Annotated in this window: 9 protein-coding genes and 1 riboswitch; of the genes, 6 read left to right on the top strand and 3 right to left on the bottom strand. The window is 61.7% G+C overall.

Translation table 11 applies throughout. From position 1 onward, the window contains the following. Positions 1-199: 199 nt before the first annotated feature. Genes CFE428DRAFT_RS01075 through CFE428DRAFT_RS01085 form a run of 3 tightly spaced genes read left to right on the top strand, consistent with a single transcriptional unit; the run spans position 200 to position 5294 of the window. Entirely contained in the window at positions 200-982 is a 783-nt protein-coding gene (locus CFE428DRAFT_RS01075) for a CHASE3 domain-containing protein (protein ID WP_006977556.1), read from the top strand. Next, positions 979-4725 carry a PAS domain S-box protein gene (locus CFE428DRAFT_RS32735; protein ID WP_006977557.1) on the top strand — a complete coding sequence of 1249 codons (3747 nt, stop codon included), beginning with the start codon at positions 979-981 and terminating at the stop codon, positions 4723-4725. The genes CFE428DRAFT_RS01075 and CFE428DRAFT_RS32735 overlap by 4 nt, the downstream gene beginning before the upstream one ends. Beyond that, entirely contained in the window at positions 4722-5294 is a 573-nt protein-coding gene (locus CFE428DRAFT_RS01085) for a response regulator (protein ID WP_006977558.1), read from the top strand. Before CFE428DRAFT_RS32735 ends, CFE428DRAFT_RS01085 begins: the two co-directional genes overlap by 4 nt. Positions 5295-5390: 96 nt before the next feature. Here the strand turns inward: CFE428DRAFT_RS01085 and CFE428DRAFT_RS01090 are convergent, their stop codons facing one another. Continuing rightward, positions 5391-7214: an amino acid permease gene (locus CFE428DRAFT_RS01090; protein ID WP_006977559.1), complete on the bottom strand. Its 1824-nt coding sequence runs from the start codon at positions 7212-7214 to the stop codon at positions 5391-5393. A gap of 75 nt (positions 7215-7289) precedes the next feature. Further along, complete coding sequence (locus CFE428DRAFT_RS01095; RefSeq protein WP_006977560.1) at positions 7290-9158, bottom strand: universal stress protein; 1869 nt, start codon at positions 9156-9158, stop codon at positions 7290-7292. Positions 9159-9249: 91 nt separating this feature from the next. After that, positions 9250-9396: riboswitch (cyclic di-AMP (ydaO/yuaA leader) on the bottom strand. Positions 9397-9685: 289 nt separating this feature from the next. On the opposite strand from CFE428DRAFT_RS01095, the gene CFE428DRAFT_RS01100 reads away from it, so the two are divergent. Together CFE428DRAFT_RS01100 and CFE428DRAFT_RS01105 are read left to right on the top strand one after the other, a co-directional pair. After that, on the top strand, positions 9686-9889 hold the full coding sequence (locus tag CFE428DRAFT_RS01100) for a hypothetical protein (RefSeq protein WP_042724178.1): 204 nt from the start codon (positions 9686-9688) through the stop codon (positions 9887-9889). After that, positions 9886-10380, top strand: a complete 495-nt coding sequence (locus CFE428DRAFT_RS01105) for a GNAT family N-acetyltransferase (protein WP_006977562.1) — start codon at positions 9886-9888, stop codon at positions 10378-10380. The genes CFE428DRAFT_RS01100 and CFE428DRAFT_RS01105 overlap by 4 nt, the downstream gene beginning before the upstream one ends. A gap of 399 nt (positions 10381-10779) precedes the next feature. Here CFE428DRAFT_RS01105 and rsmA read toward each other — a convergent pair whose 3' ends face one another. Continuing rightward, on the bottom strand, positions 10780-12162 hold the full coding sequence (rsmA, locus tag CFE428DRAFT_RS01110) for a 16S rRNA (adenine(1518)-N(6)/adenine(1519)-N(6))-dimethyltransferase RsmA (protein ID WP_006977563.1): 1383 nt from the start codon (positions 12160-12162) through the stop codon (positions 10780-10782). Between the two features lie 168 nt (positions 12163-12330). Between rsmA and CFE428DRAFT_RS01115 the strand changes: the two genes are divergently transcribed. Beyond that, entirely contained in the window at positions 12331-15117 is a 2787-nt protein-coding gene (locus tag CFE428DRAFT_RS01115; protein ID WP_131989197.1) for a HEAT repeat domain-containing protein, read from the top strand. Positions 15118-15235: the final 118 nt, after the last annotated feature.

Genomic DNA, 15235 nt, shown 5'->3' on the forward strand with positions numbered 1-15235 from the left:
AGATTAAGATTAGGATTAAGATTAAGACACACGGGTAAAACGCGTTTCTCACTGCGGGAGCGGTGCCTGCAACGCATGGAGGAGCCGATTTTCTCTGAAGGAGGCCGAAGAATCGCGATACAGGGTCTCTCAAACCCTTTCCCAAGGGGTCTCTCTAAAGAGGTGGGCGCGCATCCTGCTGAAGGAGTTCCTCTCATAAATGCAGCGGCAGCCCTCCTCCATCGAAAAGAAGATTTTCGCCGGTTTCGGCTTTGCCCTGTTTGTTTCCATTGTGGTCAGCCTGGCCACTTATTTGAACAACCAGCGGCTGGTCGAGACCCGCAAACAGGTTGTGGGGACCCAGGAAGTGCTGCGCAGTCTCAAGCAGATCCTGGCGACGATGACCGATGCGGAAACGGGAGCGCGGGGCTTTCTACTCACGGGCGATGAGGCGTTTCTGGAGCCGTTCAAGGCCGCTACCGGACGAATTGAGCCCGATTTGCAACGGGTGCGACTGGCGACGCGGGACGACCTCCGGGTCCAGCCTCGGTTGGAGCAATTGGATCAGCTCGCCAAGGACAAGCTGCAGTTTCTCGGGCAGGCGGTCGATTTGCGCCGGACCAGCGGCTACGATGCCACGCGCGATCTGCCAGTGTTGCGCGAAGGCAAAACGCGCATGGGTACGATTCGCAACCTCGTAACCGAGATCGAGGGCGAGCAATTGGTCGTGCTCAACAATCAGGACGGCGCGGCCAGGCATAGTTCGTCGATGAACCTGTTCACCGTCCTCCTCGGCAGCATTGCGACCGTGGGCGGGTTGGGATTGGTGTATTGGCTGACCCGGCTGGACATGGCCGAGCGGCGCCGGGTGGAGGCCGCCCTGCGCGACACCGAAGAATTCAAGACGCGCGTGCTGGAGAGCAGCGGGGACAATATCACGGTGTTAAGCCTCGAAGGTCGGGTGCTTTCGATCAACGCCGGTGGTCTGCGTGGCATGGGGTGAAAGATTTCGAATCCGTCCGCGACAGTGAGTGGCTCACGCTGTGGAAGGATGAATGCGAGGTGGAAGCTCGGAAGGCGTTGACCCTCGCCCGCGAGAGCCAGACCGGTCAGTTCCTGGGTTCGTGCATCGCGGCAAATGGGGAGCGCAAGCACTGGGACGTGGTGCTCACGACGATCAATGACGCGGCCGGCAAGCCGGAAAAATTGCTCGCGGTTTCCCGCGACGTGACGGACCGCCGGGCCGCGGAAGAAAAGTTCCGCATCATCTTCGAACAATCCAGCGATGCGCATTTGCTCTTCAGCAAGGACTCCATCATCGACTGCAACGTCGCGGCGGTGCGCATGCTGGGCTTCGAAAGCAAGGAGGCGCTGCTCACGGTGCCGATGTCTTCGCTTTCGCCGGAGAGCCAGCCGGATGGCGCGAAATCCATGGAACGGGCCGCGGAGATCCGTCGCGTCTTGCGCGAGAAGGGGCGGCACACTTGCGAGTGGAACCTTCGCCGCAAGGGCGGTGACGAAATGACCGTGGAGATCACGCTCACCGTGGTGGAATTGATGGGGCGCACCGTGCAGCTCGCGGTGTGGCATGATTTGACCGAGCGCAAAGAAGCGGAAGCGGCTCTGCGCGAGAGCGAGGAGCGTTTCCAGGCGTTCATGAATCACAGCCCGGTGCTGGCCTTCATCAAGGACGAGAACGGCCGCATGCTCTACATCAACGAAGTGATGGAGCACCGCTTCCAGATGAAGCTCGAGGATATCTTTGGCAAGACGGACTTCGATTGGCTCCCCCACGACAAGGCGACGCGACTCACCGCCGTGGATCGTGAAGTGCTGGCCTCGGGCCTGCCGCAGCAGCTCATCGAGGAAGTGCCCACGCCGGACGGCGTGATGCATGAGTGGCTCGTGATGAAATTCTCCATGGGGACGTCGGATGGCGCCAAAATGCTCGGGGGTGTCGCGATCGACGTGGGCGAACAGCGGCGGGCGGAGCGCGCGCTGCAGCAGAGCGAGCGGCACTTCCGCGAGCTCTTCGACGATGCCCCGGTGGCCTATCACGAGCTCGATCTGGAAAATCGCATCACGCGGGTGAATGCCACCGAGTTGAACATGCTCGGCTACCGGCTCGAGGAAATGGTCGGGCGCCCGGTCACGGAATTCCTGATTGGCGAATACACCGGCACCACCGTGCAGCAACCGGCGGTGGGCGATCCGCTCCACGAGGCCTTCGAGCGCAGCTTCCGCCGCAAGGACGGGCGTCGCGTTCCGGTGTTGATGCGTCAGCGAGTGATGACCGACGCCGCGGGCAAGATCTGCGGCACGCGCGCCACACTGCAGGACATCAGCGCGCTGAAACGCAAGGAACTCGAACTGCGCGACGCCGAGGAGAAGTATCGGAGTATTTTCGAAAACGCCATCGAAGGTATCTTCCAGACGACGCCGGAAGGCAGTTACATGAGCGTCAACCCGGCGCTGGCGGAAATCTGCGGCTACGAGTCACCCGACGAGTTGACGAGCAAGATCACGCACATCGCCAAGCAGCTCTATGTGCGGCCGGGGCGGCGCGCGGAGTTCACGGCGATGATGCTGGAAAAAGGCGCGGTGAAAGATTTCGAGTCGCAGATTTACCGGCGTGATAGATCGATCATCTGGATTTCCGAACGGGCGCGCGCCGTGCGCGACCAGGATGGCAAGCTGCTCTACTACGAAGGTACGGTCGAGGATATCACGGCTCGCCGCGAGACCGACGACGCTATCAAGAAGGCACGCGACGCGGCGTTGGAATCCGCGCGGCTGAAGTCCGAGTTCCTGGCGAACATGAGCCACGAGATTCGCACGCCGATGAATGGCATCATCGGCATGACCGGCCTTCTGCTCGACACCGAGCTCTCGCCGAAGCAGCGCGACTTCACCCAGACGATTTCGAGCAGTGCCGATGCGCTGCTGACCATCATCAATGACATTCTCGATTTCTCGAAAATCGAGGCGGGCATGCTGGCCTTCGAAGAAATCGATTTTCAACTGGGGACTGTCGTGGAGGGTTCAGTCGAATTGCTGGCCGCCCGCGCCGCCAGCCGGGAGATCGAGCTGGCTTCGCTGGTCTATCACGATGTGCCTACCAACCTGCGCGGCGACCCGGGGCGGTTGCGTCAGGTGCTCACCAACCTCATCGGCAATGCGGTCAAGTTCACCGACAAGGGCGAAGTGGTGGTGCGGGCGAATTGCCAGGAGAATGCCGAGACGCACACTACCATCCGCTTTTCGGTGACGGATACGGGTATCGGCATCAGCTCCGAAGCGCAGGAGCGGCTCTTCCAGCCGTTTGTGCAGGCGGACGGCTCGACCACGCGCCGTTTCGGTGGCACCGGCTTGGGGCTCGCGATTTGCAAGCAACTGGTCGCCCGCATGGGCGGCGAAATCGGCGTGACGAGCGAAGCCGGCAAGGGGTCGACGTTCTGGTTCACTGCCCGTTTCGAGAAGCAGGCCGGTGGCGGCATGGCGGCGCCGCGTCCGGCGAAATTGAAAGACGTGCGGGTGATCACCGTCGACGACAACGACACCAACCGCGCGATCCTGCATCATCTTCTCAGCAACTGGGGCATGCGCGAACAGCAAGCGGCCAGCGGCAAACAAGCACTCTCGATTCTCCAGGCCGAAGCGGGCCGGGGCCGGATGTTCGACCTGGCGATCCTCGACATGCAGATGCCGGAGATGGACGGCCTGGAACTGGCGCGGGCGATGAAGAAAGACCCACGCTTTGCCTCGGCCCGCATCGTGATGCTCACCTCGGTCGATCGTCAGGAGGATCCCGAAGCGCTGCGTGAGACCGGCGTCGATGCGTATCTCACCAAGCCGGTGAAGCAGTCGCAGCTTTACGATTGCTTGAGCCTGGTGATGTCGCAGGACGTGGAGACGCGCGAGATCAAGTCGGGCCTCGTCGCGCTGAGCGAGCAACCGGCGTCGCTGCCTTCCGAGCCGATCGAGAAACTGCGCATCCTCATCGCCGAGGACAACCCGGTGAACCAGAAAGTCGCGCTCTACCAGTTGCAAAAACTGGGCTACATGGCCGACGTGGTGGAGAACGGCCGCCGCGCGCTGGATGCGCTGGCGCGCTCGCGCTACGACATCGTTTTCATGGATTGCCAGATGCCCGAGCTCGACGGCTACGAGGCCACGCGGGATCTGCGAGCGATCGAAGGCGACGTCCGGCACACGTGGGTCATCGCCATGACCGCCAACTCGCTGGAAGGCGACCGGGAGAAGTGCTTGAATGCGGGCATGGACGACTATGTCAGCAAGCCGGTGAAGCCGGAGGTGCTGCATGCCGCCATCCGGCGCTTCTCCGGCCTGCGAAGCACGGAGCAGGGGAGCCCGGAGGTCAATGTCGCGGGCATCATCGACACCAAGACGATTGCCGGATTCCGCGAACTGGAGATCGAGGGCGAAGAAAGCATCCTCGGCAAACTGATCGACGTTTTCATCGAGAATACGCCGCGGGTGATCAAGGAAGCGCGCACCGCGCTGGCCACGAAGATGTGTCCGCAACTCGAGCGCGCGGCCCACACCCTAAAGGGGAGTTGCAGCAATTTCGGCGCGGAGCGGATGCGCGCGGCATGCGAACGGCTGGAGATGACTTCGCGGGAGGGTAATCTCGACAACGCCGCCAGAATGCTAAAGGAAATCGAAAACGAATTTGAGCTCGTGAGGCTCGCGTTGGAACATGAAAAAACTGCCTGTGCCGTATGAAAATTTTAATCGCTGAAGATGATCCCGTGTCAGTGAAAATTCTGCAGTTCACCCTGCAGCACTATGGGCATGAGGTCGTGACCGCCGCCAACGGGACGGAAGCTTGGGAAGCTTTCGACCACGAGCCGGTGCGCGTCATCGTCAGCGACTGGATGATGCCTGGCATGGATGGCCTGCAGCTCTGCCAGAAAGTGCGCCAGCGAGTCCGGACGGACTACACCTATTTCATCCTGCTCACGGCGATCAATACGGGGCGCGACAACCTGCGCAAGGCGATGGACGCGGGCATCGACGATTTCCTCGCCAAGCCGCTCGATCGCGAAGCGATCATGATGCGGCTACGCGTGGCCGAGCGTATCCTCGAATACACCACGCAGATTCGGCAGCTCAAGGAGCTGATCCCCATCTGCATGTATTGCAAGCGGGTGCGCGACGACACCAACTACTGGGACCAGGTCGAGACCTACATCCACACCCACACTGGCAGTCAGTTCAGCCACGGCATTTGCCCGGAATGCTTCGACAAGCAGATGGGACGCGCGGGGTTGAATGTGACGCCGATGCCGTAGTGGGCGGTGATCAGTAATCAGTAATCAGTAATCAGTAATCAGTAATCAGTAATCAGTGTGCTGAGTCACTGAATACTGAATACTGACGCTCCATCCTCAGCTATGGATAATCAGCTGGATATCCTCCGGCAATCCACGGGCGACCTCCTCGACGACGTTGCCCTTGAGCAGGCGTGACATCGAGAGGCGGTGCGAGGCGCCGAGCATGAGGAAATCCACCCCGAGCGTCGCGGCCAGATCGAGGATGGTGCCAGCGGGATTCGTGCTCACCGCGTAGACGGGCAATACATCCACGCCCACTTCCTGCCCGAGCTTGAGCATGAGGGACATGATGGCCGAGGCCTGCGGGTCATCCTGCCACCGCGCGCGTCCTCCTCCCCCGCGGCCGCCTTCCGGCAAATGCACCGCGAGTTCCTTCACGTAGAGCACGCAGAGCGTAGCCTTGCGCAGACGCGCTTCATCGAGGGCAAAACGCAGCACCGGGGTAATGCCCCGAGCGGAGACCATGATGCGCTGGCCTTCGGTGACGGTCGGCCGCAACCGGTCGATCGCCTCCGGAGCGACGATTTGCGCGACTTCATGGGTGACGGTGATGGTAGTGAGCCCCGAGCGCTTCTGTGCGTAGACGCGCAAGGACAGGCCGATGCCGAGCACGCAGACGACGAAAAAGAGCGCCTCATGCTTTTCGTGAGCCAGGGTGAGCTCGACCGCGGAGAGCACGGCAAACGTGCAGCCGAAAAGCACTCGCTCCCATTTGGCCAGGTCGAGATTCTTGTTGAAGGTGCAGGAGCCCAGGTTGACGGAGATGGCACCGACGACGCCAATGGCATACAGCCCGGCCAGGACTTCGAAGTCGTGAGCCAGCGAGAGCACGACGCACGGCAGCGCCACGGACAAGATGAGCGGGATGATCGGCACGCCATGGCGGTTCAACTTGGTGAATTGCCGCGGCATTTCCCCGTCGCGGGCCATCATGTAAAACACACCGATCATGGCGATGATCGCGGTATTGGCCGCGCTGATGAGCAGCAGGAAAAAGAGGATGCCCGTCGCCCAGCCGAGGGCATGTCCGAACCAGGGCGCGACCGTCAGGGAACCGAAATACTCGCCGACAAAGCGCAGCATGTCCGGCTTGTGGGCCTCGAGCCGGGCGATTTCCGAACGCGGAATGGAAAGCATGGCCCAGCCCAGCAGCGCGGTGCCGAAGACGACTTCCACGGCCACGCTCCAGATCGCTTTGGAGGCTTCCCGTCCTACCTTGGGATGCTCCGGCGTGGACCCCGGATCGAGCTTCAAGACGCCGGTCATATTGGCGATGGCCTCGACGCCGCTCAGCGCGAGGATCGTCCCGGTGAATTGCTTCCAGAGTTGCCACGAACTCTCATGCGGCGGCGTGAGGTGCGCGGTCGTGAGATGCGGGAGGCTCACTGCGATAAGCACGACGACGATCACCACGACGGGCACGCTGAGCAGCACGGCGAGACCGCCACTGTGCTTGGGCCCGAAAGAGTTCAGCCAGCCCATGATGAGCAATGCCCCGATGGTCGAGAGCACGATGTGATGGTGTAAGAAAGGCAGGTTGAAATAATCGAGTCCGGAGTAACCACTCAGCGCGGCCGTGACCGTGAGATCCGCGATGAGCAGCAGGGCGCCGACCACGGCCAGCAGGCGGCCTTGGGCGCGCGCGGCCGAATACACGCCGCCGCCATCCGGAAAATGCCGGCAGATGACGAGGTAGTTGATCCCGACGAGCCCGGTGAGGAGACAGACGGCGAGAATGATCGGCAGCGAGGAATACGCCGCCACGCCGAAAGCCAGGCCGATGACATACGCCTTGCTCGTGCCCCAATCGCCATAAAGAAGCGCGGCTGCGCGTTTCCAGTCTACGTTGCGGGGACGATTGGCGTCGGCGGTAATCAAGGCGATATCTGGAAAAGGTGGGTGGCCTATTTGCCGGGCGCGGAGAGGAACGTCAATCGTGTTCCCGCGCCCCTTCTAGGAATAGACCAACAGAGGAATCTCCTCTGGCAACAGTTGTGAAACCTGCCGAATCAAGTTGCCACGCAGTGCGCTGATGAGCCCGGACCGTTTCGCCCCACCTAGAATGACCCGCGAAGCGCCGACCGTCGCGGCGATATCGACAATGGTATCCGCCGGCGAATCACTCACCGCGTAGCACGGCAGGATGGTGTGCCCATCGGCCAGTTCGCTGGCTTCGGAGAAGATTTGCAGCGCTTCGGGGTCGTCCTGCCATTTGCGCTTGCGGTCGCGTTCGGTCAGCGCCGGTTGCTGGCGGACGAAAAGGAGATAGAGCGGGCGCTTCGTTTCCCGCGCTTCCTCGATGGCGAATTTCATGGTGCGGCCGATGCCCCGAATCGCGCACAGCAGAGGTGCCCCGGGGGCGGTATTGATATCGTGCTGGAATTTCGGAATCGCGATCGCCTTCTCCGGGCTCGTGACCGCGCCTGAAGCGGTGGCCGCGGCCTTCTCCTTGCGCTGCAAATGCTCGGAGGCCAGGCCGCGCATGATCAACCCGATGAGCAGGACCGACCCTGCGAAATAGCGCGCGTCGGGCTTTTCGACGAAGAGCGAAATCTCGATGGCGAGCATGATGAGGAACGTGCAAAACATCAGGACGCGTTCCCAGCGCACCAGATCCAGCTTTTTGTCGGTGGAACTCGCGCCGAGGTTGGTGGCGATGGCGCCGACCACGCCGACAGCGTACAGATTCGCCAGGCCGGCCATATCGCTCACGACTGCCACGAGGATGGCGGGAATGACGGTGGCCACGATGAGGCCCGCATTCGGCACGCCGTAGTTGTTCAGTTTGCTGAAGAGACCGGGCAGCTCCTTGTCCCGTGCCATGAGGAAGGAAATGGCGATCAGGTCCACGATCGCGGTATTGACCGCGGAAAGCAGGAGCACGGCGAAGACGATGCTGACGACAGCACCGGCAATGGCTCCAGCGGTAGCGCCCCACGACCCCGTCACGAAAGTCTGGGCCATGTAGTTGAGCATGTAGTCGCGCACCCCGTGTGCATCCGGCGCGTTGACATCGGGGTCCTGGCCAGGAACCGGGATGACCTGCAGACCGTGCAAGGCCTGCATGCCAAACCCGAGCAGAGCGGTGAAGACGCACACCTCGATCATGACGACGACCAGCGCCTTGGTAGAAGTTTTGGAAACACACGGTTTGCTCGGATCACAGCCGGGGTTGAGCGGCATCACGCCGGTGGCATTGGCGATGGCCTCTACGCCTGAGAGCGCGAGCACGATGCCGACGAAGTGGCTCCAATTGGCGCCGAAACCACCTTCGAGTGGCTTGATATGGTGGATCGCAGCGCCGAACGTGCGGCAGACAGAAAAAGCCGAGCAAAGCCACGACCCACGGCGGTGGGCACCGGAAACGAGAAAGGCCAGGTTGCCCGTGTGCTTCGGCCCGAGGTAATTCAGGACACCGATCACGACAATGGCCCCCGCGGCGCAGTAACCAAGAAGCGCGGCCGGAATGGGAATGACCCGCTGAAGGTATTGGAACGCCGACAGCGCGCTGATCGCCGCGGTGACGATGTAATCCGCGATGAGGAGAAACGCGCCGACGATGGAAATGATCTCCGAGCGATGCCGCACGCTGGCATACACGCCGCCGCCATCCGGGTAGTGCTTGCAGATGGTCATGTAATTGACCCCGACCAGCGCCGTGAGGACGCACATGGCGGCGATGAGCCAGAACGAGCTGTATCCAGCGACGGCAAAGGCGAGGCCCACGACGTATGCCTTGCTCGTCCCCCAGTCACCATAAAGGATGGCCGCCGCGCTCTTCCAGTCGACGTTGCGCGGCCGTTTCGTATCACTTGCGATCATGAATGTGTTGCTACCGCCGTGCTGCGGAACACGGCGTTCGAGTTTCCCTGTCGAGTGCAGCGCGCATCGCCCCTTGCGAAGCGATGCCATCCCTGCCTTGGTGTGACGCTGCCGAGGTTAGCTGTCGGGCTGGAATCACCAAGTGTTCCCGGCGCCGCAGCGCCGTTTGCCCCGTGCCCTTGCGGGCGGGTGGGTCCCCCGGTGGCCTGCACAGCAGGCCATTGAGCGAAGTAAAGATCCACGCCCTTTGTGTAATGGATGCCATTACAAGTCAACGCTGGATGTTGCCCTTCCCCGCAGACCTCGCGGCCTGTTACCGCGCTACGCGATTCGTGGGTATCATGGGCGCGGCCGCTATCGCCTTGGTGGCATTCTGTCAAGGTGTTGGCCGATCAGATCGGCGGTCGCACCCGTACTCGGAAATTACGGAGCCATCTTCACCAAAAGCTTCTCTGCGAAGTCGTGGTTCCGCGCAAAGTGGCTCGGTTCTCGCTTTTGCTACCACGTATCCTATTTCCACGAACCGAATGCCTTATCTGAGAATCCTTTGTTGCCTCCCCGTCGTGGCTGGGCTCGGTCAGGTCTTCGTCGAGGTCCAGCGATTCTTCATTTGCGGCCACGAATTTCTCGTCGCCGCGGGAAAGGTCGAACTCTGCTACCGGCCGAATTTCTGCCTGCTGATGAGCTCAGATCGGATCGCTCGTGCGATAACCGTATTCAACCGCCTGTGAACGATCACGCTCCTGAAACGACAGAAATCCTGGCTTTTCCCCGCCGCGCATCGGTCGAAGACCTGCCGGACGTGGCAAAGATTTATCGCCTCGCCTTTTTCACCGCCATGCCGCAGATGCCCGTCCTGCATTCGCCGGCGGAGGACCTGAATTATTTTCTCACCGGAGTCTATGTGAGCTCGGAATTGTGGGTGCTCGAGGCGCCCGGCGGCGTGAGCGTGGGTTTCATCGCCTTCCGTCCCGGCTGGGTCGATCACCTTTATGTGGTGCCGAAGTATCAACGTCATGGTCTCGGCAGCAGCCTGCTCTCGGTGGCCATGGCTTCCTCAGCCACTCTGCGCGCCAGGACATTTCGGTGCAACTGGGGCGGCCGCCATTTCTTCGAGAAATACGGCTTCCGTATGGAAGGCGAGACCGATGGCCGGGGCAACGAGGAGAAGCAGCCGGATGTGCTGTATGTGTGGGAGCGAAATGCGGGGGCGAAGCAGTAGCATCGTGTGATGCTCCGAGCGCTCGCGCATTACCTGCAGCGTGGTGGAACGCTCGCGTTTTGGTGCGGCGGAGAGCGCTAGGCATTGCCGACGTTTTTCAATATCTTGCCCACGAGACCGCTCTCTCCCGGATGTCATTCTGAGCGGAGTGACCCGAAGGCGACATGGCGGGGCACGCAGTCGAAAGCCGAGTCTGCGAGACGCCTACGGGACTGCGGGGCAAACCCGTCGAATAACCAGCGAGCATCGCTCGTAAATCGGCGGGGTTCTTCGACTGCGTTCCAGTCGTTACACTCCCTCCACTCCGCTCAGAATGACCGCGGGGAGGGAGCGTCTTTCCCAGTTCCGAAGACCGGTTCCCAAAGCGCTCGCAACGCGTTCCTTTTGAATTCGGGAACGCTATTGCGCCAGCGCCCGGAAATGCTTCCAGCATTCCAGAAACCCGGTGGCAAAATCCTCCGGTCGGGCGGTGGTCCAGCGGTCGATCTGTTCGAGGGTAAAGAAGCCGCCGCCGTCGAGTTCGGCGGGATTCAGTTTGAAGGGGCCGTCGTGGTGCGCGCGGTAAAGGCGCACGTGTTCCCAACCGGTGGCCGGGCTGGGCGGCAGCTTGCCGATCTCCTCGACTTCCGCGCTGACGCCGAGCTCTTCCACGATCTCGCGCGGGGCGGTGCCGGCGTAGGTGTCGCCGGAATTCACATGGCCGGCCGCGCTGGAATCCCAACGCAGGGGATGCACATCTTTCCAGCGCGAACGGCGCTGGAGAAAGAGCTCGCCACGCGAATTGAAGACCAGGATGTGCACCGCGCGGTGCAGGAGCTTTTGCCGGTGCACTTCGTGTCGCGAGAGCTGTCCCGTGACACGGTCTTCCTCATCGACCACGTCGAAGATTTCGCCGTGCACGTCTTGCGCTGCATTGGCGAGATCCGCGGCGGCGGAATGACGAATGACGGATGACGAATGGCCAGGGTCGGAGCTTTTGGTCACGAAATTCGTCAGCGCGATCCATTGCTCGAGGGAGAGCTCTTCGGCGCGGGTGGTTTCCTCGACCCCGAGATGCTGGCACAGTGCGGGCCAGTCGAGATTCCGGCCGGCGAGATTCTTGCGGAGCTGCTTGCGGCGCTGGGCGAAGCCTTGTTTTACCAGCCGAGTAAAAAGCTCACCGTCGCACGCGGGCACTTCGCCGGCGGGACGCGGGGTGAGCAGCACGATCGCGGAGTCGACCTTCGGCGCGGGCATGAAGACGCTGCCGGGAAGCGTGCGCAGATATTTCACCTTCCAGCGGCGGCCGACGAGCAAGGTAAGCGCGCCATATTCCTTGGTCCACGGCCCGGCGGAGAGGCGCTCGGCGAGTTCCTTTTGCAAGGTGAAGATGAGCGCACTGACCGGGCTCGGCTCACCGGTGAAGGCGAAAAGGATCTGGCTGGAAACGTAATAGGGGAGATTGCCGAGCACCTTGATCGGCCCGCGGGCGAAGAGCTCGCGCACGTCGAATTCACTGGCGTCGCCATGGATGATTTCGAGTGCCGGAAAACGCTCGCGCAGGAAGCCGGCAAGACGGCCATCCTTCTCGATGACGAGTCCGCGCGGCGAGCGGGCGAGGGCAAATTCGGTGAGCGCACCGAGCCCGGGTCCGAGTTCCACCCAGGCCTCTTCGGGCTGGATATCGAGCTGCGCGACGATCCATTCCGCGAGGTTTTGGTCGTGGAGAAAATTCTGGCCGAGGCTCTTGGTGGGCTGCATGCCCAGTTGATTGAGGCTGGCCTGGATCGTGGAAAGTTTCATGAAAGCCCGGCATTAGAGCGCGTTTAGGGGCGGGTTGCAAAGGAGACCGCCCGTGGAGCAGTCGAAAAACCGCCGCTACAGAAGTTCCCTGCGATCAGAGCGCCATTTTCCCGGCCCTTGCTGGGGATGTCATCCGGCGGTAGCGTGCCCGCCATGGCTGGCGACATCATGAAACGCTCTGGCAATCGGCGAGCATGGAGGAATATCGCTCTCGCGATCGTTTCGCTGGGATTTCTGATCACGGGGGCTTTCCTCGGAACCAACGCCCGGGCGGTCGATGTCTCCGCCGCCGTCTCCTGGTACGACACGCTCGGCTTTCCGGATGTGAAGGATGCTCCCTACGTGCGCGTTGCCACTGACCGCTGGATCAAGCGCGGCAATCAGCCTCCTGAGAATCGATTTGTAGAGGGGTTTCTGACCGGCGAAGACGTCGACGGCTTCACCGTCTTCCTGTGCAGCACCGGCGATTTTAACCGCCGTCCTGATCCATTCGAACCGTATCCACCTCCGAGGCTGATCCATTTCGTTCGTAAGACAGATGGGCCAGTGCATCTGCGAGTGAATTACGAGGTGATCGATTTTCCAAAAGTGGTCGGTGACTTGATGGCTGTGGTGCATGACCTCAAGACAGGGCCGAAGGACTTTGAAGCTCGCGAGAAAGCCTTCAAGGGGAAGTATCCCGACTTGTGGCCGTCTTTTGATTTTCACGGTGGATGGCCGGTGCCGTACCGGGTTCGACTCTTCAGCTTCGGCCGGGCCTGTCAGCAAAAGGGTCTCAATGAGGTGGCCGGCGAATTGTTCGACGTGGTGGCGAAGATTCCTGACGAACAGACCGGCGAAGTGGATGCTTCGTCATTGCGGGACAAGCTTCAGCGGGAAATGGGGGAAACAGTATTGACCGAGACGGAGGAAAAATTTGGCAATCCCTCCATTCCGCTGACGGACTTGCTGAAGATTTACGAGTCGTTTCCGGTCACTTACCCGGCGAACAAGCGGTTGGCCTACGCGCAGGAGTCGGCAGATTTGCTGCGCAAGATGATTGCGGAGGAGGCCGCGCATCATCCCAAACCGCGCAACGAAATGTCGCCCGCGGAGCAGGTGGCGGAGGATATTTACCAACTGCGCAACGAGACGCATATCATGTGGATCCGGGACCCGCACTATCCGGCGATGTCGGATGATTGGAGGAAGAAGGACGAGAAGACGCCGATCCAGCGTCTCGTGGATTCCGGGAATGCCGCCGTGCCGCAACTGATCGAAGCGCTCGGTGATCCCCGCTTCACGCGTTCCATGGAGCCGCGCTTCAACAGTTTGGGAGGACCGCATACGATCCGGGTGGGTGAAGTAGCGCGACACATTCTCGAATTTCTCTCAGGGCGAAATCTTTACCCTCTCAAATCCAAAGATGGACAATTGGTCAACGGGACGACACGGCACCAGGCCGAAGCCTGGTGGAGAGAAGTGAATGGTACGGGCGAGAAGCAGACCCTGATCAAAACCGCTTCCGCAGGCCGAGGCAAAGGGCTCGAGGCGGCGCGGAGACTCGTGGAGAAATATCCCGACGATGCCCTGCCGGCGATCGAGGCCGCATTGAAGGCGACCCCGGAGCCGGGCTACCGGGGTGAATATGTCGAGGTGGCCGGCTTGCTGCCCGCCGACACGCCGGTGGCTTTTCTGCGCGCGCAACTCACTCCCGATCACGATGTCTATTCGCAGGTCTCCGCGGCCAAAGCGCTTTTTAAGCGCGGACAACCGGAAGCCGTGCCGGCGATCATCGATGCATGGCGCCGGATCCAGCCCCGGCTTCCATCCAATGACGACACCACATTATCCCAGGCCGGCTACATCATCAGTTTTCTGGCAAGGAGCGGCGACGCGCGGGCCATCGACGCGCTGGCCGACGAGGCGAAAAAAGCCCCGCTTCCAGTGCGCTACGCGGCCGTGGAGGTCTTTCGGAATGGAACGTTCAACGGCGGAGGGAGCGGGCCGCAAGTGTCGCTCTACGATCACGTGGAGAAGCTGCCGGCAGGCGAAGCGGAAGCGGCCGTCGAGCGGTTGCTCGCGACGGCGCTGGAAGACAAGGAGCGCTTCTTCGGTCCGGCGGGAAATCTCGAAAAGGTCTCTTTCGCCGACCCGCGCATCTGCGACATGGCGGCTTATGTGATGTCCCACCGTTGGCCGGAAAAATATGCCTTTCAGTGGTCGGCGAGCGGGGCGGAATGCGACACGCAGATTGTCAAACTGCAGGACATATGGCGTTCCGCGCACGGAATGCCGCCGCTTCCCACACCCGCGCCGCCCCCGGTGATTCCCGCGGCCCCGGAGTCCGAAGTCGCGCCATTGCTCGATGCCTATGTCGCGGCGAAAGCCGATGCCGACCGTGAACCCGCTGCGACTAAAATAGTGGAGTCGATGGGCCTGCGCGCCTTGCCGCAGGTGCGGGCCCGTCTGGAACACGGCGCCGACGCCGCGACCTTGCGCCCTCTCGCCCTGCGCCTGGCAAGCATCGTGCGCGAGGTGCACCCTACGACGGACCCGGGCGGAATGGCGGAGAAATCAGGCGTGGAGTTGTTGCGCGGCAAAGTACTGAGTGGAAAGGATCTGGATCGACTCGCGCATCGTTTGGAGGACGAGATGCCCGTGGATGTGGCCGCCGTGACGTTGGTCGCCGAACGCGGCGCAGACGGCGCCGGATTCCAGGTGACGATTGGCTGGCAGCCCGGCAACGTGCCTTTGCACGCGGGTTGGAGCCGGGACATGGCCGTACGTCTCGGGGACAAGACGGTGTATCGGGGCGGAGGGTGGACGGCCGACGGCGCCATGGATCCGAAGCAGATCTTTCGTCAGTTGGCCGAGGAATTCGACAAAGCCACCCGGTCGGGATTCGACGCACCCGTGCTCGTGCGCCTCCGCCTTCAGCGAGAGACGGCTCCTGTAACGCCCGTTGAGGAATGATGTTTCCGAATCAGGGAGAGCGCTGGAGAGCACCGCCGAGGCGGCGGCGTACGGGACAAGTGGTGGCAGGTCCTTGGGCGAGCCTCCGTCGGTGCCGGGGACACGCGCTCACGCGGAA

The organism is Chthoniobacter flavus Ellin428 (genome assembly GCF_000173075.1).
In the GTDB taxonomy this organism is placed as follows: Bacteria; Verrucomicrobiota; Verrucomicrobiia; order Chthoniobacterales; family Chthoniobacteraceae; genus Chthoniobacter; species Chthoniobacter flavus.